Annotated in this window: 20 protein-coding genes; 13 read left to right on the top strand and 7 right to left on the bottom strand. The window is 45.0% G+C overall.

What is annotated here, in order from left to right; all coding sequences use genetic code 11:
• Positions 1 to 352 precede the first annotated feature (352 nt).
• The gene (locus tag QZ938_RS15180) at positions 353 to 1,228 is read left to right on the top strand and encodes a tetratricopeptide repeat protein (protein WP_293363243.1); all 876 of its coding nucleotides are present in this window, start codon (positions 353 to 355) and stop codon (positions 1,226 to 1,228) included.
• A 303-nt stretch (positions 1,229 to 1,531) separates the two neighbouring features.
• Here the strand turns inward: QZ938_RS15180 and QZ938_RS15185 are convergent, their stop codons facing one another.
• Positions 1,532 to 5,149: an NB-ARC domain-containing protein gene (locus QZ938_RS15185; protein WP_293352207.1), complete on the bottom strand. Its 3,618-nt coding sequence runs from the start codon at positions 5,147 to 5,149 to the stop codon at positions 1,532 to 1,534.
• Positions 5,150 to 5,360: 211 nt separating this feature from the next.
• Here QZ938_RS15185 and QZ938_RS15190 point away from each other — a divergent pair, with 211 nt between their 5' ends.
• Positions 5,361 to 5,708, top strand: a complete 348-nt coding sequence (locus QZ938_RS15190; RefSeq protein WP_293352205.1) for a hypothetical protein — start codon at positions 5,361 to 5,363, stop codon at positions 5,706 to 5,708.
• A 138-nt stretch (positions 5,709 to 5,846) separates the two neighbouring features.
• Positions 5,847 to 6,860, top strand: coding sequence for a hypothetical protein (locus QZ938_RS15195; protein ID WP_293352203.1), 1,014 nt, complete (start codon positions 5,847 to 5,849; stop codon positions 6,858 to 6,860).
• Between the two features lie 3 nt (positions 6,861 to 6,863).
• On the opposite strand, the gene QZ938_RS15200 is transcribed toward QZ938_RS15195, so the two are convergent.
• Positions 6,864 to 7,040, bottom strand: coding sequence for a hypothetical protein (locus QZ938_RS15200; protein WP_293352201.1), 177 nt, complete (start codon positions 7,038 to 7,040; stop codon positions 6,864 to 6,866).
• A gap of 77 nt (positions 7,041 to 7,117) precedes the next feature.
• On the opposite strand from QZ938_RS15200, the gene QZ938_RS15205 reads away from it, so the two are divergent.
• The 3 genes from QZ938_RS15205 to QZ938_RS15215 all read left to right on the top strand — a co-directional run bounded on the left by QZ938_RS15205 (position 7,118) and on the right by QZ938_RS15215 (position 10,164).
• Positions 7,118 to 8,332: a glutathione S-transferase family protein gene (locus tag QZ938_RS15205; RefSeq protein ID WP_293352199.1), complete on the top strand. Its 1,215-nt coding sequence runs from the start codon at positions 7,118 to 7,120 to the stop codon at positions 8,330 to 8,332.
• 186 nt (positions 8,333 to 8,518) lie between these two features.
• Positions 8,519 to 8,917, top strand: coding sequence for an IS200/IS605 family transposase (gene tnpA / locus QZ938_RS15210; protein ID WP_293155967.1), 399 nt, complete (start codon positions 8,519 to 8,521; stop codon positions 8,915 to 8,917).
• Positions 8,918 to 9,363: 446 nt separating this feature from the next.
• The gene (locus QZ938_RS15215) at positions 9,364 to 10,164 is read left to right on the top strand and encodes a transposase (RefSeq protein ID WP_293155970.1); all 801 of its coding nucleotides are present in this window, start codon (positions 9,364 to 9,366) and stop codon (positions 10,162 to 10,164) included.
• 241 nt (positions 10,165 to 10,405) lie between these two features.
• On the opposite strand, the gene QZ938_RS15220 is transcribed toward QZ938_RS15215, so the two are convergent.
• The gene (locus QZ938_RS15220) at positions 10,406 to 10,879 is read right to left on the bottom strand and encodes a hypothetical protein (protein WP_293155973.1); all 474 of its coding nucleotides are present in this window, start codon (positions 10,877 to 10,879) and stop codon (positions 10,406 to 10,408) included.
• A 289-nt stretch (positions 10,880 to 11,168) separates the two neighbouring features.
• Here QZ938_RS15220 and QZ938_RS15225 point away from each other — a divergent pair, with 289 nt between their 5' ends.
• Positions 11,169 to 11,387 (top strand): helix-turn-helix transcriptional regulator, encoded by a 219-nt coding sequence (locus tag QZ938_RS15225; protein WP_293155976.1) that lies wholly within the window; start codon positions 11,169 to 11,171, stop codon positions 11,385 to 11,387.
• Positions 11,388 to 12,371: 984 nt separating this feature from the next.
• On the opposite strand, the gene QZ938_RS15230 is transcribed toward QZ938_RS15225, so the two are convergent.
• Positions 12,372 to 13,985: a radical SAM protein gene (locus QZ938_RS15230; protein WP_293352197.1), complete on the bottom strand. Its 1,614-nt coding sequence runs from the start codon at positions 13,983 to 13,985 to the stop codon at positions 12,372 to 12,374.
• Positions 13,986 to 14,707: 722 nt separating this feature from the next.
• Between QZ938_RS15230 and iscB the strand changes: the two genes are divergently transcribed.
• The 3 genes from iscB to QZ938_RS15245 all read left to right on the top strand — a co-directional run bounded on the left by iscB (position 14,708) and on the right by QZ938_RS15245 (position 19,189).
• The gene (iscB, locus tag QZ938_RS15235; protein ID WP_293352195.1) at positions 14,708 to 15,979 is read left to right on the top strand and encodes an RNA-guided endonuclease IscB; all 1,272 of its coding nucleotides are present in this window, start codon (positions 14,708 to 14,710) and stop codon (positions 15,977 to 15,979) included.
• A 72-nt stretch (positions 15,980 to 16,051) separates the two neighbouring features.
• Positions 16,052 to 17,617, top strand: coding sequence for a DUF1800 domain-containing protein (locus QZ938_RS15240; protein WP_293352193.1), 1,566 nt, complete (start codon positions 16,052 to 16,054; stop codon positions 17,615 to 17,617).
• 333 nt (positions 17,618 to 17,950) lie between these two features.
• Positions 17,951 to 19,189, top strand: coding sequence for a DUF1501 domain-containing protein (locus tag QZ938_RS15245; RefSeq protein WP_293352191.1), 1,239 nt, complete (start codon positions 17,951 to 17,953; stop codon positions 19,187 to 19,189).
• 299 nt (positions 19,190 to 19,488) lie between these two features.
• On the opposite strand, the gene lspA is transcribed toward QZ938_RS15245, so the two are convergent.
• Both lspA and QZ938_RS15255 read right to left on the bottom strand, forming a co-directional pair.
• Positions 19,489 to 19,998: a signal peptidase II gene (gene lspA / locus QZ938_RS15250; RefSeq protein ID WP_293157971.1), complete on the bottom strand. Its 510-nt coding sequence runs from the start codon at positions 19,996 to 19,998 to the stop codon at positions 19,489 to 19,491.
• A gap of 315 nt (positions 19,999 to 20,313) precedes the next feature.
• Positions 20,314 to 20,892 (bottom strand): biotin transporter BioY, encoded by a 579-nt coding sequence (locus QZ938_RS15255; RefSeq protein WP_293157974.1) that lies wholly within the window; start codon positions 20,890 to 20,892, stop codon positions 20,314 to 20,316.
• A 390-nt stretch (positions 20,893 to 21,282) separates the two neighbouring features.
• On the opposite strand from QZ938_RS15255, the gene pstS reads away from it, so the two are divergent.
• The 3 genes from pstS (at position 21,283) to pstA (ending at position 24,747) form a co-directional block, all read left to right on the top strand.
• The gene (gene pstS / locus QZ938_RS15260) at positions 21,283 to 22,470 is read left to right on the top strand and encodes a phosphate ABC transporter substrate-binding protein PstS (protein WP_293157977.1); all 1,188 of its coding nucleotides are present in this window, start codon (positions 21,283 to 21,285) and stop codon (positions 22,468 to 22,470) included.
• A gap of 389 nt (positions 22,471 to 22,859) precedes the next feature.
• Positions 22,860 to 23,816 carry a phosphate ABC transporter permease subunit PstC gene (gene pstC, locus QZ938_RS15265; protein ID WP_293352189.1) on the top strand — a complete coding sequence of 319 codons (957 nt, stop codon included), beginning with the start codon at positions 22,860 to 22,862 and terminating at the stop codon, positions 23,814 to 23,816.
• A 34-nt stretch (positions 23,817 to 23,850) separates the two neighbouring features.
• On the top strand, positions 23,851 to 24,747 hold the full coding sequence (gene pstA / locus QZ938_RS15270) for a phosphate ABC transporter permease PstA (protein WP_293352187.1): 897 nt from the start codon (positions 23,851 to 23,853) through the stop codon (positions 24,745 to 24,747).
• Here pstA and QZ938_RS15275 read toward each other — a convergent pair.
• The coding region (locus QZ938_RS15275; protein ID WP_293365570.1) for a hypothetical protein at positions 24,748 to 24,951 on the bottom strand (204 nt) is incomplete at its 5' end.

Raw genomic sequence — 24,951 nt, forward strand, 5'->3', positions numbered from 1 at the left:
CCGTAAGAGTCAAGAAATTACCAGGTTCGTAGTGAAGACTTTAGTCCCCAAAAAAGCAGTGAATCAAAAGCCTGAGAGCTGAGTAAAAACAGGTTCGTAGTGAGGACTTTAGTCCGCAAAAAAGCAGTGAATCAAAAGCCTGAGAGCTGAGTAAAAACAGGTTCGTAGTGAGGACTTTAGTCCGCAAAAAAGCAGTAAATCAAAAGTCTGAGAGCTGAGTAAAAACAGAATTTGGGAACTATTCAACTCAAAAGTAGGAAGGGTTGCGAGTCAAGAAACAATATCAAAACTCAAAAATATGAGTTATTATAGGCGATCGAGAAACCATTATATTTTTTTTTGGGGCTATACAGTGCCTAATCGCATTCCTTTACTATCTCTGGTACTCGCACTCGGTTTGTGGACAATGCCCAAGCCAGTTGCCTGTCAGGCACTCTTGCCTTACACCCTGCAAATCGACTCGGCCGGACTCGAACAGACAGCCTTGAGCCTTGCAGAACGAGCCGTTCAGCTAGCGAGACTCCAGCAGTTCCAACTCGCCGTCCCCAGCGCCGAACTCGCGACGCAGTTAGCCCCCAAGAATTCTCAAACTTGGACTTTGTTAGGCAGCTTGTACCTTCAAATCGAGCAGTTTGACAAAGGCATTGAAGCTTTGGGGCAAGCTCAATCTCTGGCGCCAGAAAATGCCTCAATTAAATTTGTCTTGGGAGAAGCTCACTTTCGGAAAGCGAACTACGAGAAAGCAGTCGAATATTTGCAAGCAGGGTTAAAAATAAAGCCCGACACTCCGGGCGCATTATTTGATTTAGGTAACGCTTTTTACAAGCTAAAGCAGTTCGATCGCGCGATCGCCCAATATGAAAAAGCCTTTGCTTTAGAAAAAAAACTCTGGCCGGCTATCAACAATATCGGATTAGTCAAATACGAAATGGGAGATGTCGATAGTGCCATCAAACGCTGGCAAGAAGCGATCGCGATCGACGACAAAGCAGCAGAACCAATGCTAGCCCTAGCAGTAGCACTTTACACCAAAGGCGACAAAGAAAAAGGTTTAGCGCTGGGAGAAGCCGCCCTGAAATTGGACAAGCGCTATGCCACAGTAACTTTTCTCAAAGACAACCTCTGGGGCGATCGCTTGATAGCAGCCACCCAAAACTTCCTGGCAACTCCCCAAATTAAAGCAGCACTCGCCAAAATTCAAGATGCCCCACCATCTCCCGAATTGTAGCCAGATCCCAAATCCGGGTTTAATATCATGGCTAACCCTCCGTCATTGGGAGGAACGAAGCAATCGCAGAGACTAAGCGATTGCTTCGTTCCTCGCAATGACAAATAATACAAAAAAAAGGGTAGTAAACACGGATTTGGTATAATATCAAATCCAGTTGCGTCGGAATGATTAGCTTTCTTGGGTTTTTGGTAAAGCAACCGCCACATCGGTTAGTACATAAATAACTATCATGAATAGAGTCTCAAAGGAGCATTTCATAAACGGTTTGATTCGGGTACCATAACTGTCAACTGTCAACTGTCAACTGTCAACTGCTCCCAGTGTTTTGAGCATCGCCGCAGTCGCCTCAGTTACACCTTTAACACCTGCAATATTTAAGCCTTCATAAGGTTTCGGAACAGGCAAAGTTTTGATACGATCACCCGTGCTGACATCCCAAAGCTTAATTGTCTCATCTTGGCTAGCACTGGCAATAGTATGACCATCAGGACTGAAAGCAACAGACCAAACCCAATTATCGTGCCCCCGGAGAACATTCAAACACTCACCCAAGCTGACATCCCACAACCTGACTGTTCGATCGTGACCGCCACTCGCCAACAGTGTACCATCATGATTGAAGATTACCGATGAAACAATACCGTCATGTCCCTCCAGGGCGGTCAAAAATTGTCCGGTATTGATATCCCAAAAATTGATATTACCGTCACTGTGGCTGCTTGCCAAGATATTACCGTCAGGGCTAAAGACAACAGACCAAACCCAACCGCTATTTCCCATCAAAGTGCTTAAGACTTTCCCTGTACTGACATCCCATAACTTCACCGTCTTATCGGTACTCGCAGAAGCCAGGATATCACCTGAAGGACTAAAAGCAATTCCCATCACCCAACTCTGATGCTCAGTACAACTATAAAGACATTGCCCTGTACTAATATCCCATAGTTCGATCGTCTGGTCTTCACTGAAACTTGCCAATGTCTTACCGTCGGGACTGATGGCGACTCCCCAAACCCAAGCAGAATGACCCTCTAAACTTTTTAGGCATTCTCCAGTCATAGCATCCCATAACCTGACACTCGTATCAGAGAATCCACTCGCCAGCAAGTCTCCATTCGGACTGAAGGCAATGGATTTCAATCGATTAGTACGTCCATCCTGGATGCTTTTAAAACACTTCCCGGTTTTGATATTCCATAATCTCACGGCGCGATCGCTACTAGCTAAAGTTTTGCCATCGGGTGAAAAAACTACCGAATTTACTGGATTGCTTTGCCCCAATACTGTTTTCAGACAACGACCTGTTTTAACATCCCACAGTCTCACCGTACAGTCTTCACCAGTGCTAGCTAAAATTTTGCCATCTGGACGAAACGCGACGGCTGAAACCCGACTGGCGTGTCCTTGGAGTGTTTTTAGACACTCACCCGATGCCACTTCCCACAATCTCACGGTGCTGTCTTCGCTGCAACTTGCTAAAATCTGACCGTCAGGACTAAACGCAACAGACATTACTATTTGTGAATGTCCAGAGCAAATTCTAACGAGTTCACCCGTGTTAATATCCCAGATGCGAATCAAAGCGTCATGACCGCCCCGGGCTACCATTTTACCATCTAAACTGAAAGCCACCGATCGAATTTGACGACAGTCAGTCTCAAATATTTTCAGGCATTGTCCGGTAGCAACATCCCAAAGTTTAAGTATTCCGTCATCACCGCCACTAGCTAAAATATTACCTTGAGGACTAAATGCGATCGACCAAGCCTGACTTTTGTGTGCCGGCAAAGTTAGCAAACATCGTCCGTGACTCCAATCCCAAAAACGCACAGTCCCATCACCGATGCCACTAGCAAGCATCTTGCCATCTGGACTGAAAGCAACTCCCAGCACACTGCTATGATTTCCCTGCAATATTTGACGAATCGACCAACTGCTAACATCCCAGCAATTAATTGTACCGTTACTACCGCCAGTAGCAAAGGTTTTTCCATCTGGACTAAAAGCAGCAGATAACACAATGCTGCCGTATTCTTTGCCAGTTCTCAGCAGCCTAACTTCTGGCATTTGCCACAAATGAACCTCACTATTAGTATCGCCCATTGCTAAAAGTTTTCCATCCGGGCTAAAAGCGATGGACAAACCGCTTCCCAGAACTTGAGCGAAAACCGAATTAGCTAAATCAGCTCCCGCAAAGTTGACACAATGCAAATTCGTATTGGGTAAATAAGCTTGCCAAACGGTTAAATTAGAAAAATCCCAACCGCTTAAATCTGTCTGCATTTGACACAATAGATTTATAATATTACCCGCAACATAGCCAGTTTCTAGTGTGGGTTTACCGCGCAGCGATGCCAAAATAGGTTTGAGTTGGTTTTCGATGATTTGCTGGCGTTCAAAAGAAAAAAAAAGGATCTCGGCAATAGGTTTTAGTATCAGACTAGCTTGCGTATCTCTAATGTATTCTTTAGCTGTAGCTTTGAGCAGAGCCAGGCTTCTGAGAAGATCGATTTTGCTGGTTGCGATTTCAGTGCAGACTTGCTCGATTAATCGTTGCGTCATGTATTCCATGACGACGGGTTGTTGAGTGTAGCCGTCTGAGGTTTTTTCAATCAGAGAATGTCTCAGCAGAGAACCTAAAACTTCTAGTAATTCTTTAACAGTTAATTTTGCAACTAAATCTTGTTGTAATTCACCCAGCGATACTGGCTCCCGATTAATAGCCAGCCAGTACATCACCTTTTTTTCTAAATCTAACAAACGATTAAATTGCCTGTCTAATAGGTTGCGAATATCATCAAATACTAAACTTCCTTGATTTAAAAGTTCTAAAAATTTGGGGAGGCTACTATCAAAAAAATCGCGAATAGCGGGAGCAACCATTTTTAAGGCTAGGGGATTTCCTCCATAGTGAGATATCAAAATATCCCATTCAGAGTCCGACCCTTGAAAAGAACCGATGCGTTGAAAAAAAATCCGTGCTTTGGGAGTGCTTAAACCTTTCAGTTGTAATGAACGAACGGGCAAAGTTTCGCCTTCTCTAGCGGCTAAACCGATCGGCTTTTCTCGACTGGTTAATAGCAGGGTACTTTTATGATTTATTTCGGCTACGCAGCGTAGAAGTTGACCGTATCCTTCATACCCCTCTCGATAACAACCCGTGCGTGCTTCTTCCTGTAGAATTGACTCGATATTATCCAATATTAACAGACACCGATGCTGTCGCAGATAGTGCAGCAGTCGCGAGATTCTACCATCTACGCTGTCTGGTAAATTCGTTTCCTGTTGGTGCGACAGAAATTGAATCAATTCTAGTAACAAATCGAGGATAGAGGGAGCATTGCAGAGACTGTGCCAAATAATATAATCAAATTGTTCTTGGATGCGTTCTGCTATTTTAATAGAGAGAGAAGTTTTGCCAATTCCACCCATCCCCAACAGCGTTACTAGGCGGCAGCGATCGACGATCAGCCACTTTTCTAATAAAGCTAATTCCTCTGCACGTCCGTAGAAAATAGAAACATCAATTGCTTCTCCCCAATTAATCGATTTGTTGAGTTTTGTTAAGTCAGTTAAAGTTCGATCGGCGATCGTACCACTGCGATCGACTTGTGCGTCCATCTGGTGACTAATTTGGCTATTTGGTAGTGATGCGGAAACTTGTGCCTGTTGTGCTTGCCGTCGCAAAACAGACTGAAAGTTACTCTTAGTGACTTTTTCTCCAAATGCCCGACTGAGAACTTGCCATAACTGAAAGCCAACAAACTTAATATATTCTGCATCATAACCAGCGCTTTTAGCAATCTGCGGATAAGAGTGTCCTTCCCAAGTCTGCCGCAATACCAGTATGTGAATATCGTTGAGATGTTCTTGTTTGAGAACCGAGTCGAGGAAAAGCAGTGCTTCGTCGATCGTCATTTATTTAAAATTATCGGGTGTGTTAGCTAAAAAGTGGTGGTTCCTGCTGGACGGCACAGGAAATTAAGTAATTATACTTAAAATAATAGCATATTTTTCACTCAAGTTATAACTATTTATAACTATTTCTCACTGACGCGATCGGCGCATCCGGGTTATTACTGAATCAAAGCTCAAAATTATTGAAATGTAATGTTTTAAGGAGGGTCAAATGGCTCAAGATTTGCGAAACACAGAAGTGGCTCAAAAAATTGAATCATATTTCGATGCAATAGCCCAAGGTAATAAAGGCGATGCAACAATAGAAATGCTAGAACAAGATGGCTTTATTATCCGTTACCGAGTTCAGATTCGCCATCATCACGTTTGGGATAGCTTTGTGAAACGGGTAACAATGTATGACATAACGACGCCAGTACAAGGCGAGTTCGATCTGAAGAATCCGGCTAGTTTTGTAGATCAACAAGCCTGTGTGGATGTTGGTTTGGGTATTGGGCGAGTTTGCGTTAGTTTGCAAGAACTTGCCGAAGCAATACTTGCATCTGGGTTAGTTGTTTAACATCGGTTAGAAGTAGGTGAAAAGAAGCGATCGCCCTTGTGTCAGTTGGGATGGTTGGTGCGATCGCATCCTAGTTATCTGGAATGGTAGAAAGCGATCGCTCAAACTAAAATTTTCCACAAAGTGAGAAACTAAAATATGAAACGCATAAAATCTATTCTGATTGGGTTATTCCTAGTCAGTAGCATAGGTGTCACAGATGCCTGCGCCCAGAGCAATAAACCAAGTCCATCGGCATCGGTACCAGCACGTTCTAGTCAGGCTGTCCAAACAGATTGGGATGTCGAAGTAATTTTAAAAAGCAAGTCTCTAGACAATCCCAAATTTTACGTAGTGCTGTTAGTGACGGTAATTGCTGGAGGGGTTGGCGGGATTGTTTTTGAGTTGCTGAACCTGCAAGGCAATATTGAGCGGCCCCACGCACCCAGCGAAGATGAATTGGCGGCAAAACTTGCTTACGCTAGTGTAGAAAATGTAATTGATTTGGGCATTTTTGCTAGAATTATTATTGGTGCATCTGCTGCTGTTCCTGCTATGGTGTTTATCAAACCAGACAGCGTATTGCTGTTATTAGCAATGTCCTTAGTCGCTGGTTCGGCAGGGACTGCTGTCTTCCGTTCCTTGCAAGAGCGACTCTTAATAGCTATCACTCAACAAGAGGCAAGTGAACAAAAAAGAAGAATCAAGCAGAAAAATAATAATGCTAAGATGGACAAGGCGATCGCGGCTGTTGAAACCCTAGAAAAGGAAGTCGAAAAAAAATCCGACAGCCCGGAAGGAACAACCAATCTAATAATTTCAGAAGGCACTGTTTTAAACCGCAGTCGTTTCGAGGAAGTCAGAAAAGTCCTATCGCAGGTTAAAGGAGTAAATGCTGAAGCAAACAAAGCGATCGCGGCTTTTAACAAATTAGAGGAGGAATTCATAAAGAATTCAGTTAGCCCCCAAGGAATGCTCGATCTGAAATTCACCAAAGACACTGCTATAGAGTGCAATTTGTTTGGGAATGTCAAGGATTGCTTGAGTCAGGCTAAAGCAGCAAATGAGCTAACTTCGATCGCCGATAATAGCGTCATCTCAACCAGCAACCCAGATCCAAAACCACCTGTAAACGATCGCAAACCCGATCGGGTAACAGTGGAGAGTCACTAGGACTTACGCACGCTCTACGGTGTGCCAAGGGTTTTGAGATTGCTTTCCTTCGGATCGCTTCGCTAACGTGCCTCGCAATGACAGAAATAAGTTACTTGTGTGTAAGTCTCGATCGCAACTCGATCGCCAGTAGGGATGGTGTAGCCAGTAACAAACATCAGCCAATGGCAAATTTGCCATTGGCTTCTGGACGATCGCAACTGAGGCTATATATTTGGTCTATATTTTGGGGAAGTATCATCAGCACTAATTAACCAATGACATCCACCGCTACGATCGCCACTCCCCTAACCTGGACAGAATTAGAAGCCCTCACAGACTTTGAAGTCGATACAGTCAACGGCCCAACCAACTCTCAATCCCGGTTGCGCCTGTTTGGTAAAACCGAATCCGAGGTGCGAGTCACCCTCTACCGCGACAACCATGCGTGGTGTCCCTACTGCCAAAAAATCTGGTTGTGGTTGGAAGAAAAACAAATTCCCTACCGCATTGAAAAAGTTACGATGTTCTGCTATGGGGAAAAAGAAAGTTGGTACAAGCGGAAAGTACCATCGGGAATGTTACCCGCGATCGAGCTAGACGGCCGCATCATCACCGAAAGCGATGACATTTTAATCGCCCTAGAACGAGTTTACGGGCCATTGAGTTTAGGAATGGAAAACCCGAAAGTCCTTCCCATGCGGCGTTTAGAACGGCTGTTATTTAGGGCTTGGTGCTCTTGGCTGTGCTACCCAGCAAGTTCGGCAAAAGTAGAACAACACAATCGCAACCAATTTATCAGCGTCGTCGCCCAAGTTGAAGCAGCTTTGGCCAGCACTCCCGGGCCTTATTTCCTCGATGAATTTGGCACTGCGGATGTGATCTTTACGCCCTATGTCGAACGGATGAATGCCAGTCTTTACTACTACAAAGGCTACTCGATGCGTGAAGAAAACCCGCGCTTTGCGGACTGGTTTGCGGGTATGGAAAGCCGATCGACCTATCGCGGTACTCAAAGCGATTTTCATACTCATGTCCACGATTTGCCACCTCAAATGGGCGGCTGTTATGAAAACGGCGAACCGCAAATGCTACTCAACAAAACCCGCGTGGATAATGGGCCTTGGGCTGGATTACCCGATGTGATGTATCCAGAACCGGAAACCTCGCGTAAAGAAGCACTCGATCGCGTCATTAAGCATCGCAGCAACATTATTAAAGTCAACCCTGCTGATGACAACTTATTCGATGAGGCTTTGCGCTGTGCTTTAACTTTGATGGTGACTGGGGAAGTTTGTAAACCACCGGTTGGATCTGATGGGGCTTTGCGGTATTTGCGCGATCGGGTAAATGTGCCCCGCGATATGTCGATTTACGCGGCCAAACGGCTCAGGGAAAGCTTAGAGGAAACCGCCGCCCTCGTGGGTGACGCCCAAGGTGAGCCTATTCCTGTGAAGCACCGGCGAGATCAAGATCCGGCTAATTTTGTATAGGGGGGCGATCGGAATCAGGCGAAACGATCGTTGCTGCTGCTGGCGCAATGACCGAAGAACGAGCCCGCCGGGCCCCGGGTTTTAGACATGGGGATAAGTCGGTAGCGGTTTCAACCGCCTTCAGTATTTAACAAAGCTTAAAACAGAATCAGCACCATATACAGCTTTATGTTGTATAACTATAGTATGAGCGTTAAATACAAATCAAACAAAAATGTTGTCTACTCTTGTAAATACCACATCGTGTGGTGTCCCAAGTATCGTCGCAAGGTTCTAGTTGAAGGCGTTGATACCCGGCTGAAGGAGATATTGCTAGAGGTGGTAACTGAGTTTAAGAGCGAATTAATTGAAATGGAAGTAATGCCAGATCACGTCCACCTTTTAGTTGAATGCGATCCTCAATTTGGGATTGCCAAACTAATTCGTTACATGAAAGGGCGCTCATCTCGATATCTTCGTCAAGAATTTCCTTGGCTAAAAAGTCGATTGCCAACGCTGTGGACTAACAGCTACTTTATTTCAACTGTCGGTGGTGCGCCTATCTCAGTAGTCAAGCAGTATATTGAAAATCAAAAAAATGTCTAGTTATGGTTGTCAACAAAATTTAATTAGCCCAGATCGAGCTTTAAAAAGTATCCTGGAGTTTGTTTGTGAAGAATCAAACAAATTAGCTAATTGTGGACTTTACTACTCTCGGCAATTGTATTTCAAAACTGGGAAATTCCCAAGTAAAGCCACTTTGCACAGGCTATTAAAAAGTAATCTCCACTTCAAGGCCTTGTATTCTCACGTAGCTCAACAGACTTTAACAACTGTTGCAGAGTCATTTCAGTCGTATATTGGACTACTTAAGGGGATCAAAAATGGTACAGTAACGCAACATCCCAAACTACCGGGATACCGCAAAAATAGCCTCAAGCTGGCGACATTTCCCAAGGCGGACGTAAAGTTAAAAAATGGGCAATTAATTAAGGTTTCCACTAGGAGGTAAAGTTAAACTATGGTTTGGAGTTAGTGAATTCTATCTACCAATGCCGTCAAACTTGGATTACGACCAAATCCGAGAAATTCGCATCTTACCAAAGAATGGGCAATTTTATGCTGAATTTGTCTACAAGATTCAGCCAATAACAGTTGAATTAGATGCCAGTAAAGTTCTAGGTATTGACCCAGGATTAAATAATTGGTTGACCTGTGTTTCCAATGTGGGTACAAGTTTGATTGTAGATGGACTGCACATCAAATCCTTAAATCAGTGGTACAACAAACGAGTTGCAACAATCAAAGAGGGCAAGCCTCAAGGTTTTTGGTCTAAACAATTAGGGAGGATTACGGAAAAACGAAATAGACAAGTTAGGGATGCCGTCAATAAAGCAGCTAGATTAGTATTGAATCACTGCCGGGAAAACCAAATAGGTACAGTTGTTTTCGGCTGGAACAAAAAAATGCGTCAAGAAATCAATCTTGGCAGCAAAACGAATCAAAACTTTGTGCAAATTCCTACCGCTCGATTGAAAGATAGGATTTCTCAACTTTGTGAACAGTATGGCATTCGGTTTGTTGAAACCGAAGAAAGCTACACAAGTAAGGCGAGTTTTTTAGATGAGGATGAACTACCTATGTTCGGTGAAAAACCTGAAGGGTGGAAAGAATCTGGGAAACGTGTCAAGCGTGGCTTGTATCGCTCAAAAGATGGAAGCAAAATTAATGCAGACTGCAACGGTGCTGCAAATATTTTGCGAAAAGTAGCGGCAACTTTAGGGCTTTGCCTTGAAGGAGTCAGTAGGGGCGCTTTGATTTCGCCCTTGAAGGTTCGCATTTGGACTCTTTAAGAATCCCCCCGATTCATCGGTGGGGAGTATCAATCACGCGCTTAGTTGGTGATGCAGGAGAATAATCGAGCTGACGGGGTGACAGGTTGCCTGAAAATCAGACAGTCCGGCAATCCTAGACAAATCGCCTAAAACAAGATAGGGTAAGAAAGCTTCGGGAGCATTTCAGTTTTGCATTTGTAGTGCTGTCCCCGCTCGCACTCAAAGAAAAAATGCTTTTTACCAAAATGAGATGCTCCCTTTAGAAACTTTCCATTAAGGTTTTTTCTTGAGCGTAAACATCGCGCAATTGTTGCAATGCTGAGGCAGAAATTACCAATTTAACTGTAGCGACTAATTTACCCCACTCGTGCAAGCTGTCAACTGAAACAGCGGCTTTGAAGTTGTACGTATAAAATTTAGTCCAAAATTCTGGTGCTTGGGTGCGTTTCCAGCGTTTGTACCAGCCGAGATAGTCTTGGGTGCAGGCCGGTTTTACTTCTAAGATTGGGGGGAAATCGGCGTAGCTGACGAATCTGCTGAGGCCTTTGGCGTGTACGTACACCATGTTGTGACAGCATTCGATTCGGTAAATTTGGTCGGGCGTGATGTTGAACAAAAGTGCTACGGTTTCTTCGGTGACAAATCTCGATCGCGGATTGACCGTCAACGATTTGTGAATAATTTTTGAGGCGCCGATCGCTGACGACGATCTTAACTGATTCTCTAATATCATTGTAGTTGCATCTGGTGGTGGTAGCTCAGTCTATCTGCTAGGTGCGATCGACATTAATTATCTCTCGGCATTAATTATAACGGGCGATCGCCTTTAGTTTCGTTGACTCTGCCGCCAAACGGATAGCAGCGCCGATTTCTACCGTAAGCAGCCCAAAATGTTAGACCAAAGTTCCAGCTTCCAGATTCATCTTTAGAGTCAATCTAAAATCTAAAATCTAAAATCTAATCACCCGGGCGATCGCTTTTTGCTATATTATACTAAATCCAAAATTTTGTAAATAGTTTATATGAGTAAAGGTTTAGTCAGGTTGCGGGTTCGAGAGTTGGCGGCCGAGAAGGGATGGACGCTGAAGGAGGTTGCGGAGCGATCGGGCGTGGGGTACAGTACGATTAGCAATTATGCCCGCTCTCAGGGGATGGCGATGGTTGACTTTGCCGCAGTGTACAAGTTAGCCCGTACTTTTGACGTGATGATTGAGGATTTTGTGGTCATCATGGAAAAGTAGGTGCTGTTTGGCGATCGACCTTTTGGCGAAAATTATAGCAGTTTTAAATGCGATCGACAATTGCCCCGAAATTCGGAGAGGGCAGTGCCGTTTCCCTGCGGGAAATTTGACGATCAAAGCAACAGTAAGCGTAGGGTGTGGATCCTGCGAAGAATCCCTAACTTGCATATCAAAAATCTCAAAGCGACGCACCTCTGCACTCGATCGATCGCAAATAAAGTCGATCGCCTACAATCAAACTAACCCCCTAGAGCCTGAAAATAGGATAACTGTCAAACTTCTTTTGTATCCCGCTATTTCCTAACTCTTAAACTGCAAACACTCCATCTTAAAATCTCATACGGTTTACTTAAGATTGTCCTTGGAGAGGAACGAAGCAAACTGTATCTATTTTTCATGGGAGTTACACGACTAGCAGTACATGAGTGAACCGTATTGCTTTATATATAAGAAAGAGCGCTGAAGCGCAACTACGTACCTTTATTGTCTTAAGTGAACCGTATTGCTTTATATATCAATACAGTTGACTTAAGAAAAATATGACTTGCCCAAAATGGCTATATTGCCAGAAAATCGTCAGATGAAATTCATCAAAAGCATTAAGTAAACCGTATTGAAATACAATCCACTCCATCAAGAGAAGAGTTTTGAACCGTATTGGGGCGCTTTTGGCGCAGAGGGAAGAGTATTGCGAGGGTTTTGGATGTCGTAAAAAAACCTTTTATCCCTCCCCTCTCTGTGTTCTCTGTGTTCTCTGCGGTAAAATCTTCTTAATATCTACTTCACCTCTTTATAATCCAAAAATCGTCAGATGAAATTCATCAAAAGCATTAAGTAAGCCGTATTGCTTTATATATAAGAAAGAGCGCTGAAGCGCAACTACGTACCTTTATTGTCTTAAAATCTACATTTTTCCATGACAAATGCAATCGATTGAAATATCGACAACCAGAAATATTGATTTCAAATCTAAAATCCAAAATCTCAAATCGAATGACTCATAGCCTCAGCCAAATGCTTCTTCAAAGTCGCTTCTAGTAAGGGCCCTTTTAAATGACTCCAAGGCAAAACCTGATTTAAATCCCACTGTTGGAACACATAGAAATCCATTTCCGGTAACTCTCCCCGCAACTCCTTAAAAGCCCGCCGATAACTTCCCAAAGTATCTCCATAGTGTCGCACTAATTCCAACAGCTTGGACAACCTGCGATCGCCCTTCGATAGCAAACCCTGAATCACAGACCAGTTATAGCTTTCAGGTCTAAATTCCAATCCCAACTTCCGCAATTCTTTATCTAAAAACTTCAGCCTCTTCTCTGCATCTTTATTCACACCAAACCACTGAAAAGGAGTATGAGATTTCGGGACAAAAGTGCTGCATCCCAGAGTCAAGCGCAAACCCGGAGCGGCTTTTCTAATCGCCTTCATCATCGCCACTGTCTCCTCCAAATCCTCCATCTCTTCGCCAGGTATTCCCGCCATACCGTAAAGCTTAATCCCTTTTAACCCGCCAGCCTTAGCATTAATAGCAGCTTGAATAATTTCATCGTTAGTGAGTTTTTTATTCACAATCTTGCGGAGACGTTCGCTACCACTTTCCACCGCAATCGTCACAGACTTGCTATCTCTGTTTGTCAATATTTCCGCTAACTTAACTGTCACCGTGTTAGTGCGTACCGAAGATAGACTCAGCCGCACTCCGTCGTATTTCGGATGGTTTAAATGCTCCAGCAATGCTTCAAATTCTGGGTGCTGAGTCACAGAAGCACCCAACAAACCCAAACGATTAGTCACAGCTAAACCGCGATCGATCGCCGGAATTAGCGAATCCTCCAAACTCGCAGTTCTAAATGGTAAAGTGAGATAACTTGCCAAACAGAAACGGCACATTTCTGGGCAACTCCGCACCACTTCCACCATATAAATATTTTCCCAAGCCGCTTTTTCTGTCACTACAGTAGAAGCAGACAAAGTATTGCCGCGATAAGTCTGTTTTTCCACCATACTAGGAATTTCAGAATCCACAGGATGAATGGATTTAATCCCCTCAGTGGCATCCAAATAAGTTACTTCGTACAAACTAGGAACGTAAACCCCAGGAACTTGGGCTAAATGCCGCAATTTAGTTTGTCTGTCGGCGCTACGAACTTCTTTACAAGCATCAATAAAATTATCAATGAGATGTTCGCCATCTCCCAGCAAAATTACATCCAAAAAATCTGCAAAAGGTTCAGGATTCGCCGTAAGAACCGGGCCGCCACCAAATACTATAGGATGATTGTCAGTTCTTTTTGAAGCCCAAATCGGAATTTCTAGAGATTCCAACAAATTGAGAATATTTACATAATCGAGTTCCCAAGAAAGCGAAAATCCCAGCAATTCTGGATTTCGGGGAAGTGGTTCGCTGATATCAGTAAATAAACGGCTGACTTCAATATCCGATCGCACGGCTAAAGTTGCCCACACTATCTGATAGCCGAGACTGGTAATCCCAACCGTGTACTCGTTGGGAAATGCAAAAATAGTCGGAATAGCGTCAGCATCGGGGGTTGCTGGGGCAAATAGCAGGCGTTCTTCGGCAAATGGATTGGGAGTCACGGGCAAGTTTAGCTTTAGGAAAATAATATCTCTTTCTTTTCTAATTTTATGCTATTGACTGACCGTCGGACAGCGATCGCCGCGGAGATACGGATAATAAATTTGTGTCATCCGCGTATCCGTATGTATCCGTGTCGGGCGCTAATGACTAACAGCCATAGGATTTGCGCGATCGCCCACAAAAAAACCGGGTTTTTTTAACTCTTATTGAGAGTTTTAACTGAGATCTTGCACCTTTCTCAATAAGCCTTTTCTGGACGGGCAGGATGCCCATCCCACAAGAAATTCACTCTTGGTGGAACAGGCATCTTGCCTGTTCTTGACAATGGTGCAAGATCTCAGTTTTAAGCAAGTATTTGGTTAAACAATCCGGTTTCCCATCGCCAGTGCCGAAATCGTAAACAATTGAACCTTTTTGTCACCAAACCAGTCTAGAGCATACAGAGCTAACCAACTGTTCCCCCAGCACTTAGTGTCAATCACCCGGCACCGAACGGAGTACCGTTACGGTGCAGGCTTGAAAAAGCCTAGTTGACCAGTCTAAGTGGTTCGCCCACTACGTTTAAGGTAAGTGTTAAAGTACCTACCAGAAAATGCGTGCTAGTTTTCTGCTCTAGAACTTGAAAGTTAAACAGGTTTAAGGGTTAAGCCAGTGCTTTCTTGATAGTTACCGACTTTAAACATTGACGAAGCAAACATTACCCAGCAATGGAGGACATTTAATGTCTAATTTTGTTTTTGTACTTGATACCCAAAAACGACCGCTCAATCCAATCCGCCCAGGATTGGCTCGCAAATTGCTAAGCAACGGCAAAGCTGCTGTCTTCAAACGGTATCCATTCACATTGATTTTAAAAGTAGAGGTAACAGCACTCCAAAAAGGAATCATCCTCAAAGTAGATCCTGGTTCCAAAACTACTGGAATAGCATTGGTACAAGGAGAAGACGTAATTTTTGGTGCAGAACTAACTCACCGAGGTCAAACTATCAAAGCCAGTCTTGAATCTCGGCGTTCATTGCGTAGAAGTAGAAGGAATCGCCATACCCGCTATCGAAAAGCTAGATTTATGAATAGGGTTCGCTCAAAAAGTTGGCTGGCTCCAAGCTTGCAGCACCGCGTCGAAACAACGCTGACGTGGGTTAATAGATTGATAAAACTTGCCCCCATTGCTTCTATTTCTCAAGAAATTGTACGATTCGATTTGCAGCAATTAGAAAACCCTGAAATTAGTGGGCTGGAATATCAGCAAGGCATTTTATGTGGCTACGAAATCCGTGAATATTTGCTGAACAAATGGGATAGGAAGTGCGCTTACTGTGGCGTTACTGATACGCCACTACAAGTCGAACACATTCATCCCAAAGCCAAAGGCGGATCTAATCGCATTTCTAATCTTTGCCTTGCTTGTGAAAAGTGCAATGTCAGGAAAGGAACTCAAAATATTGAACAATTCCTCGCTAAAAAGCCAGAGGTTTTGAAACAGATTCTATCTCAAGCAAAACGTCCATTAAAAGACGCAGCAGCAGTCAACTCTACTCGTTGGGCGCTATTCAACCGACTCCGCGCAACTAATTTACCTGTTTCTACTGGCAGTGGTGGCTTGACCAAGTTCAACCGCACTCGACTAAGCCTAGCAAAAACTCATTGGTTAGATGCAGCTTGTGTCGGTAAAGTTGAATCGTTGAATGTTTTGACAAACAAACCGTTGTTAATTAAAGCGACTGGACATGGGACACGTCAAATGTGCCGTACCGATAAATTTGGTTTCCCATCTCGCTATGTTCCCAGGTTTAAGTTTGTCAAAGGTTTTCAAACGGGAGATATTGTCAAAGCCGTTGTAAGTGCTGGCAAGAAAATCGGTACATACGTTGGACGTGTTGCCGTAAGAAGCAGTGGCTCGTTCAATATCTCGGCATCCGAATTGGTGTCAGGAATTAGTCACAAATATTGTTTAGTAATTCATCGAAAGGATGGTTATTCGTATGCAGCATAAACCTTACCCCCTTTTTCCTCTCACCGCTGACCTGGATACAGGTACAGCGGGAGTCTCCAAAGGGGAAGACAGATGAAACAGACACTCAAACATGGGGCATTATTTCTCTACTTGTGGCTGTGCCCGATCGCCTCCAGCAGCGCCGCCAGTCCCCCCGATAATTCCAAAAGCCTGCATCTCCTCAACCGTATTAGTTTTGGCCCGCGATTGGGCGATATCGAGAAAGTGCGATCGCTCGGGACAGAAAATTACATCCAACAGCAACTCTCCCCAGAAACCATCCCCGAACCTCAGCATCTTACCTCTCGCATCAACAGCTTAGAAACCCTGCAAAAAACACCAGCAGAACTCTTTGCCGAATACGGTGTCCGCCGATCGCAAAACGGTCAAAGACCAACGCCAGAAGCAATCAGAGCCACTAGCATTAAGGCTCGCATCATTCTCCAAGAAGCAGTGAAAGCTCGTATATTGCGATCGGCAGAAAGTCCCCGCCAATTGCAAGAAGTTATGGTGGATTTTTGGTACAATCACTTTAATGTTTACTCAGATAAAGGATCCTTAAATAAACTCTGGGTAGGAGCCTACGAACAAGAAGCAATTAGACCCTACGCTCTGGGAAAATTCCGGGACTTACTAGGTGCAACTTCCCGCCATCCTGCCATGTTGTATTATTTAGATAATTGGCAAAATACCGATCCAAAAAGTATCGGAGCCAAAGGCGGATTTCGGGGATTAAATGAGAATTATGCGCGGGAGTTAATGGAGCTGCATACCTTAGGTGTCAAGGGCGGTTATACGCAACAAGATGTCATCGCCTTAGCTCGCATTTTTACAGGCTGGGGATTTGGGCCGCAGCCATCTGAAAAGGACGGTTACAGCTTTTATTTCGATGCCAAACGCCATGATTTTAGCGATAAAGTATTTCTCGGACAAACTATCAAAGGTTCGGGCGAAACTGAGGGAAAACAAGCTTTAACTATTTTAGCCAAAAGCCCAGCCACAGCCAAACACGTCAGTTATAAATTAGCTCAATATTTTGTGGCTGACAGCCCGCCAAATGCCTTAGTAGATCGCCTCAGCCAGCGATTTCTCGAAACTGATGGAGATATCCGCGAAGTCTTAAATACTTTGTTCCGCAGCCGAGAATTCTGGGATAAAAAAAATTACAGCGCTAAGTTTAAAACTCCCTACCAATACGTTATATCGGCGGTGCGATCGACAAATAAGACTGTAGAAAATTTTCAACCGCTTTACACAACTTTGCTACAGCTAGGAATGGCACCTTACGGGTGCCCAACTCCCGACGGTTACAAGAATACTCAAGATGCTTGGCTGAATCCAGATGCGATCGCCCGTCGGTTAAGTTTTGTCACTGCTTTGGCAACCAATCCCTTGTATTTAAACTCTCCTACCGCTAACAACAATCAGTCGGGGTGGATGTTACCTGCGATCGCAACTACTTCTAACTCCTCTTTGCCAATGGGCCCGAAAAATAGCAACCAGTTAATAGATCCGTCGCAGTTAGCTAATATTTTGGGGAATGATTTCTCCGCGAATACCAAAAGTGCGATCGCCTCCAGTCCCGCTAATTTACGCACCGCTTTGATTTTGGGTAGTCCAGAATTTATGCGGCGATAAAAGAAGTTCGGCAACTGATTCTGTAACGGATGTAACGGATGGAAGTCGAAAGGAAGTTCGGCAACTGATTCTGTAACGGATGTAACGGATGGAAGTCGAAAGGAAGTTCGGCAACGGATTCTGCAACGGATGTAACGGATGGAAGTCGAAAGGAAGAAGGAACAAAGAAGAGGGAAGAGCGTTGGCACTTTAATTTCCAATTATATCAAATCCGCTCTTCATCGGAATGATTCATCTCTCTCTTCTCTCCCTCTGTGTTCTCTGCGTCCTCTGCGGTTTAATCATTCCATTCCAGCCGGGTTTGATATTACCAATTACCAATCACAAACTACCATGAACAGACGCCAATTTTTAATCCAAACTGGACTGCTTTCAACTTCGACAATTATGTCTGTAGGACTCCACGGTTTAGCCGTGAAAGCCGCCGCACCCAAGAACAGCAAACGATTAATTGTGATATTTTTACGCGGTGCAGTCGATGGCTTAAACGTAATTGTTCCCTACCAAGAAGCGAATTACTATCAATCTCGACCCAAAATAGCCATCCCAAAACCGGGGCTGCAAGGCGGTGCGATCGACCTTGACGGCCGTTTTGGACTCCACCCCGCACTCAGCGCGATCGCCCCGCTGTGGCAGCAAGGAACCCTCGCATTTGCCCACGCTTGCGGTTCTCCCGACCCCACCCGATCGCACTTCGAGGCCCAAGACTACATGGAAAGTGGCACTCCCGGCAAAAACAAGACCCCCGACGGCTGGATGAACCGCCTGCTATCAGTCATATCCGCCAATTCCCCCGTCCAAGCCCTGAATGGTGGCACCTCCACACCCCGCATCCTGTCGGGAAAAATGGCAGTTGCCAGCTTTAGACTAGGTAAAAATGCCAGCCGCCCGATCGCCATTGACAAACCCCAAATCGGTACCGCATTCGATCGACTTTACAGCGATAGCGACCAACTAGGTCAAGCCTACCGAGAAAGTCGCGCTGCCCGCCAAACCCTGTTGGCTAACTTGGATGCAGAAATGAAAGCCGCCAATAACGGCGCACCCTTAGCCGATGGTTTCCCCGGCGACGCGACACAATTGGGGCGGCTGATGGCGAGAGACTCCAGCATTCAGCTAGCTTTCCTCGCCCTCGGAGGCTGGGATACCCACATCAATCAAGGAAATTCCCAAGGCCAATTAGCCGCAAGATTGCGCCCTCTGGGACAGGGTTTAGCGAATTTGGTGCAGGGATTGGGTAATGTTTACTCCGAAAGTGCGATCGTAGTTATCTCAGAATTCGGCCGCACTGTGCGCGAAAATGGCAACGGCGGCACGGATCACGGACACGGAAATGCGATCTGGCTTTTGGGTGGTAAAATTAAGGGAGGCAAAGTTTATGGCGAGTGGCCGGGATTGGATGAAAGTCAGTTGTATCAAAAGCGCGATTTAGCCGTGACGACAGATTTTCGAGATGTAATTGCGACTGTGTTGCAGAGTCATTTACGGCTGGATGGCGAAAAGGTCGATCGAGTTTTTCCCGGTTACAAATCAAATCGAATCGTTGGGTTGGTGTCAACAGTTGACAGTTGACAGTTGACAGTTGACAGTTGACAGTTGACCATGGGAGAGCGACCTCTACCCTTAAGTTCGAGGATTGGAATAATGAATAGTCTGATTTTAATTTCTCCCTCAAAGGGAGAGGCTTTCAACCAATTCTTCTGGTAAATGAGTGAGAAAGCTGTAGGGTGCGTTGCCATTCACAATCTCTCAAAAAAATCGACTTTTCCAGTAGCGACGCACCTGTGTTATCGCCAGCAGAGTGCAAACAACATTCGCTTGACTCCGCCCAACAATTATGTTCTTTCTACAAAGACTTGAGAAAAATGCTATTACTCTGAAATAGAATCGCTATCGTCTCGGTTTCTCGGCGGCGGTGCACCGTGAAAAGTTGCAATCAACAAACAGATAATCCCAGCATTAATAAACACATCTGCCAGATTAAATACCGGGAACCGAATGATCCGAAAATCGATAAAATCTACAACGTGGCCCAAAATAAATCGATCGATCCCATTACCCAGTGCGCCCCCCAAAATCAAACCATAGCCAGCTTGTTCCCAGCGGTTAATTCGCGGCCCGAACCAAGCCAGTACAATCAATCCCACACTCACGCCCAAAGACAGCCAGCGCAACCAACTCGCCCCGCCGTTGCTAAACAAACTAAAAGCCGCACCGGTATTAACAACATAAGTGAAGTGAAATATCCCCGGTAACAGCGGCTGAGTTTGCGGAGGAACCGTCAAGTCAAAATTTTGCACCACCCAAAACTTAGTCAGGTGGTCTAAAATTAAACTGATAACAGCAGCAACCCAGAATAACGGATTTCTTTTAAAACGCATGGATTAGTTAAACAGTTGACAGTTGACAGTTGACCTGTGACAGCGAAGTGATAAGAACGGAGATTTAAACTCCGTTCTTATCACAATCTGCCGACCTGAGTAAGGGCTTCAAACCCTTGCTATTCCGTAATAGAACATGGGGAATTGGACACGATATAATTTATTGAAATCTCGCGTTTCATGGCGAGCAGAATGCAGTGTAGCAAAGCAATCCCAGCCGCAGCGAGATAATCTTCGGGTTTTGCAATGATAGTATAACCTGATTTGACATAATTACCAACAATTCCTTCTTCCTTCTTCCTTCTTCCTTCAGAATTAATAAAACATCAAGCGGCGCAAAGTAAATGACAAAAGTGCGATCGCACAAACTACAGCCAATTGTCCTGGTAGAGGATAAACTGAATATTTTAGAATCTCATTGAATAAAGGTGTTTTTTTGCCCGGAATCAGCAAGTAACTAAAAATTAGATAAATTAAGCCGATCGCGTGAACTGTAAATAAACCGCACAAACAACTAAAAGCGATCGATTCCAACCGCGAAGCCACCTTAAAAGCAACCCAGCCGCACACCCAAGCACCAGGAACAAAACCCAACAAATACCCAAAACTCGCTTCTTTAATATAGCCGATGCCGCCACCTTGAGCAAAAACTGGCCACAAAGTCAATCCTAATACCAAATAGGCAATTTGCGAGAGAGCAGCCGCATTTTTGCCGCCCATGCAGCCTACTAGCAATACTGCTCCAATTTGATAAGTAACACCTAAAGAGTACGCCTGAAGTCCGCGATCGTCCCAAAACCCGATCGGCATTGTCACAGATGCAGGCAAAAAAGTGCCTCCTATGGTTAGGAGCAAACCAATAACAGCCCAGATTAATTCGATAGGAGCAGGCATTATAGCAGAAGGAAGAAGGAAGAAGGAAGACGGAAGAAGGAAGATGCAAGCTGGAATGCCCGCAGCTTTTCAGTTCTTTATACTAGCACTACTGTCAAAACAACCACCATTGTATGGTTTTCTGGTTCTTAAGCCTGGATAGTCCGATCGCTTAATGGCGGATTTTTCGCGATCGGGCGATCGCATACTTATTTTCCTACCAATTTATCATCCGATATGTTATCTGATTACGCCTGTCAAGCTCATCAAGGCTATTTTATTGATTAATAATATTAATACTAAAATAATACTAAGATGTGATTAAATGTAAAGATTTTTAACCTAACCTTTACTTTCGCACGATATGGTGGTGGTGAATACCTGTATAACGATCGTAAATTTTCTTTACCTATGCTTTTTCGTCTCAACTTGATTAATCCGAATCGTGTTACCACAGCAATTTCTGCTATGGCGATCGCCCTCAGCTTAGCAGCGTGCGGCGGCGGCAGCACAACCACCAGCAGCAGCCCCAGCCCCGGCAGCGACACCGCAGCAACCCCCGGCGCTTCCCCCGTGGCAGCCCCAGCCGCCAACACCAAACTCGCCCTCGCCTCAGACGTAGCAATCACAGCAGCCGGTGCGTCATTCCCCGCCCCCTTGTACCAGCGTTGGTTTCAAGACTTCAACAAAATCAACCCCAAAGTACAAATTAACTACCAATCAGTAGGCAGCGGCGCCGGAGTCGAACAATTCACCAAAGGCACTGTAGACTTTGGCGCTAGCGACACCGCCATGAAAGACGACGAAATCGCCAAAGTTCCAGCAGACAAAGGCGTGATTTTGTTGCCCATGACAGCCGGCAGCATCGTCATCGGCTACAACCTGCCAGACGTACCCGAACTCAAACTGCCCAGAGACGTTTACACAGAAATCTTCCAAGGTAAAATTACCAAGTGGAACGACCCCAAAATTGCAGCAGCCAATCCGGGCGCTAAATTGCCAGACCAAGCCATCACCGTCGTCCACCGTTCCGACGGTAGCGGCACCACCGCCGTGTTCACAAAACACCTGAGTGCCATCAGCCCCGACTGGAAAACAGCAGTAGGCGACGGCAAAACAGTAGAGTGGTCCAAAACTGGTACCTTTGTCGGTGCAAAAGGCAACGAAGGCGTCACAGCCCAAGTCCTGCAAACCGCAGGCGCAGTTGGCTATGTAGAATACGGCTACGCCAAAAACAACAATCTCAAATTTGCATCTTTGCAAAACAAAGCAGGTACATTTGTAGTACCTAACGACGAATCAGCTTCAGCAGCTTTAGCGACAGTGCCCTTACCGGAAAATCTGCGAGCATTTATCGAAGACCCAGAAGGCGCTACTTCCTATCCAATTGTCACCTACACTTGGATGCTAGTTCCTAAAACAGTTGCTGACCCCAACAAAGCCAAAGCCATTGAAGCAATGGTTGAATACGGCTTGAATGAAGGTCAAAAAGTTAGTTCTGAATTGGGCTACGTTCCTTTGCCTGCAAGTGTTAAAGAAAAAGTAGCCGCAGCGGCCGACGGCATCAGCCCCGACTACAAAATTGAAGTTGCCAAATAGGGATTGAAGTCAGTTGACAGTTGACAGTTGACAGTTGACAGTTGACAGTTGACAGTTGGCAGAAAGAAGAGGGAAGAGAGATATTTCTGTGGGGCGGGTACCAGGAATATTTGTTAAAAAGTCAGGGATTAATCAACCCGCCCCTCTTTTGTTTTATTGAGTAGATACCGTAGGGTGCGTCGCCACCAACAATCTACGGGCTTCAGAAGAGAAAATCTCGCAGCGACGCACCCTACAACGGGCGGGTTGAACCAGAAATATTTGTTGAAAAGTCACGGGATTAATCAACCCGCCCCTTTGGTTTTTTATTCTCTTTCTTTCTACTCCCGAACAGCTAGCTTTTGCCTCAAATTGCTCTTTTTATTTACTATTATTTGGGTTTTTTGTTTATGGTTTCAGATAATAATAGCCCTCAATTAGAGAGCCGATCGCGCTCAGCAGCAGAAAAGTCCTTAGACCAAGCCTTTATCTGGCTGACGCGCATTTTGGGCATCGGAGTAGGCGTAATCTTGCTGGTAATCGCCGTGACGGTTGCTTATAGAGCGTTACCTGCGATTCAAAAGTACGGTTTGGGATTTCTGTTTAGCAGTAGCTGGAATCCGGTTAAAGAAGAGTACGGCGCGCTGCCGATGATTTATGGGACGATCGTCAGTTCGGCGATCGCGCTTCTAATTGCGGTACCATTAGGAGTAGGGACTGCAATCTTCCTGAGCGAGGACTTTCTGCCGCTCCCAGTACGCACAGCTTTAGTTTTTTTAGTAGAACTTTTAGCCGCCATTCCCAGCGTAGTCTACGGTTTGTGGGGAATTGCTGTATTGATTCCCATTATTACCAGCATCGGAAAGTTTCTCAACGGTAACTTTGGATGGCTGCCGATTTTTAGCACACCGCCAGTTGGCCCGGGAATGTTACCCGCCGGAGTAATTTTGGGAATCATGACTTTGCCCATTATTACTGCTATTTCTCGCGATTCTTTAGCAAGTCTTCCTCCCGATTTGCGACAAGCATCTTTAGGTTTAGGAGCTACCCGGTGGACGACAATTTTTAGAGTGCTAGTACCTGCTGCTTTCTCCGGCATAGTCGGCGGAATCATGCTCGGCCTGGGCCGCGCGATGGGAGAAACAATGGCAGCCACCCTGTTAATTGGCAATTCCAATCAGTTAAGTGCTTCTCTGCTAGCTCCAGCAAATACTATTGCTTCTCTGATGGCAAATCAATTTGCCGAAGCTTCAGGTTTGCAAGTAGCAGCTCTGATGTACACGGGGCTAATTCTGTTTATTCTGACGCTGATTGTGAATATCTTGGCAGAGTGGATTGTTTCTAGAGTCAGAGCCAAGTACAACTAAAAGTTTGCTGCAATTTCCCATACAGTTTTGATTTATGTCAAATATCCCGTCGGAAGATAAAACTTCTTTTGCCTCGAATCCAGGCAGTTTCAAAAAGGTTAAAGGCAGTCCGCAATCGCTGTTCAATACCGCGATGACGGTATTAGCAGGAGCCTGTTTGACAATTACTTTGTTGCCTTTGTTTGCAGTGCTTTCTTACGTTACAGTCCAAGGTTTCAATCGCCTAAATTTAGATTTGTTTACCAAACTTCCACCCCCGCCTGGACTTTCGGGAGGCGGTATCGCGAATGCAATTCTCGGTACATTGATGACGGTAGGAATTGCTTCTTTAATTGCTGTGCCTTTTGGTATACTGGCCGCCGTTTATTTGTCGGAATTTAGCAAAGGCTCGATCGCACGTTGGGTACGCTTTGCTACGAATGTCCTCAGCGGAGTTCCTTCGATTATTGCTGGTGTATTTGCCTACGGTTTGTTTGTGGTAAATATGGGAGGCTTTTCGGCAATTGCAGGAGGCGCTGCCCTGGCTGTACTGATGTTGCCGACGATTGTGCGGACTACTGACGAAGCTCTACAAATCGTCCCGCAAGATATTCGATGGGCGTCGGTTGGTGTGGGTGCATCTAATTATCAAACGGTATTGCAGGTGGTTTTGCCTGCTGCTATTCCGGCTATTTTAACCGGCGTGACGCTGGCAATTGCTCGCGCTGCGGGAGAAACTGCTCCTTTGATTTTTACGGCGCTGAATTCCCCTTTTTGGCCGGGAGGATTTGATAAGCCAACTCCGTCACTTTCGGTGTTGGTGTACAACTTTGCAACGGTTCCTTTTAAGGCACAGAAAGAGTTGGCTTGGGCTGCATCTTTAATTTTGGTGTTCATGGTTTTGTTGACGAGTATTCTGTCTCGCTGGGCTACTCGCAAAAAGGTTTATTAGTCATTGGGCATTGGGCATTGGGCATTGGGAAGAAGGCCAAACAGGGCATTGGGCATTGGGCATTGGGCGATTCTTTCTCACCGAGAAACGAGACGGAAGCCTCTGGCTTTTAGACATGAGGAGGAAGTCGGTAGCGGTTTCAACCGCCTTCAATATTTTTTTTGTATTGGTTGTTTTACAGTCATATTTCAATCTTAAATCAAG

This window comes from Microcoleus sp. CAWBG27 (genome assembly GCF_020883145.1).
Taxonomy (GTDB): Bacteria; Cyanobacteriota; Cyanobacteriia; order Cyanobacteriales; family Microcoleaceae; genus Microcoleus.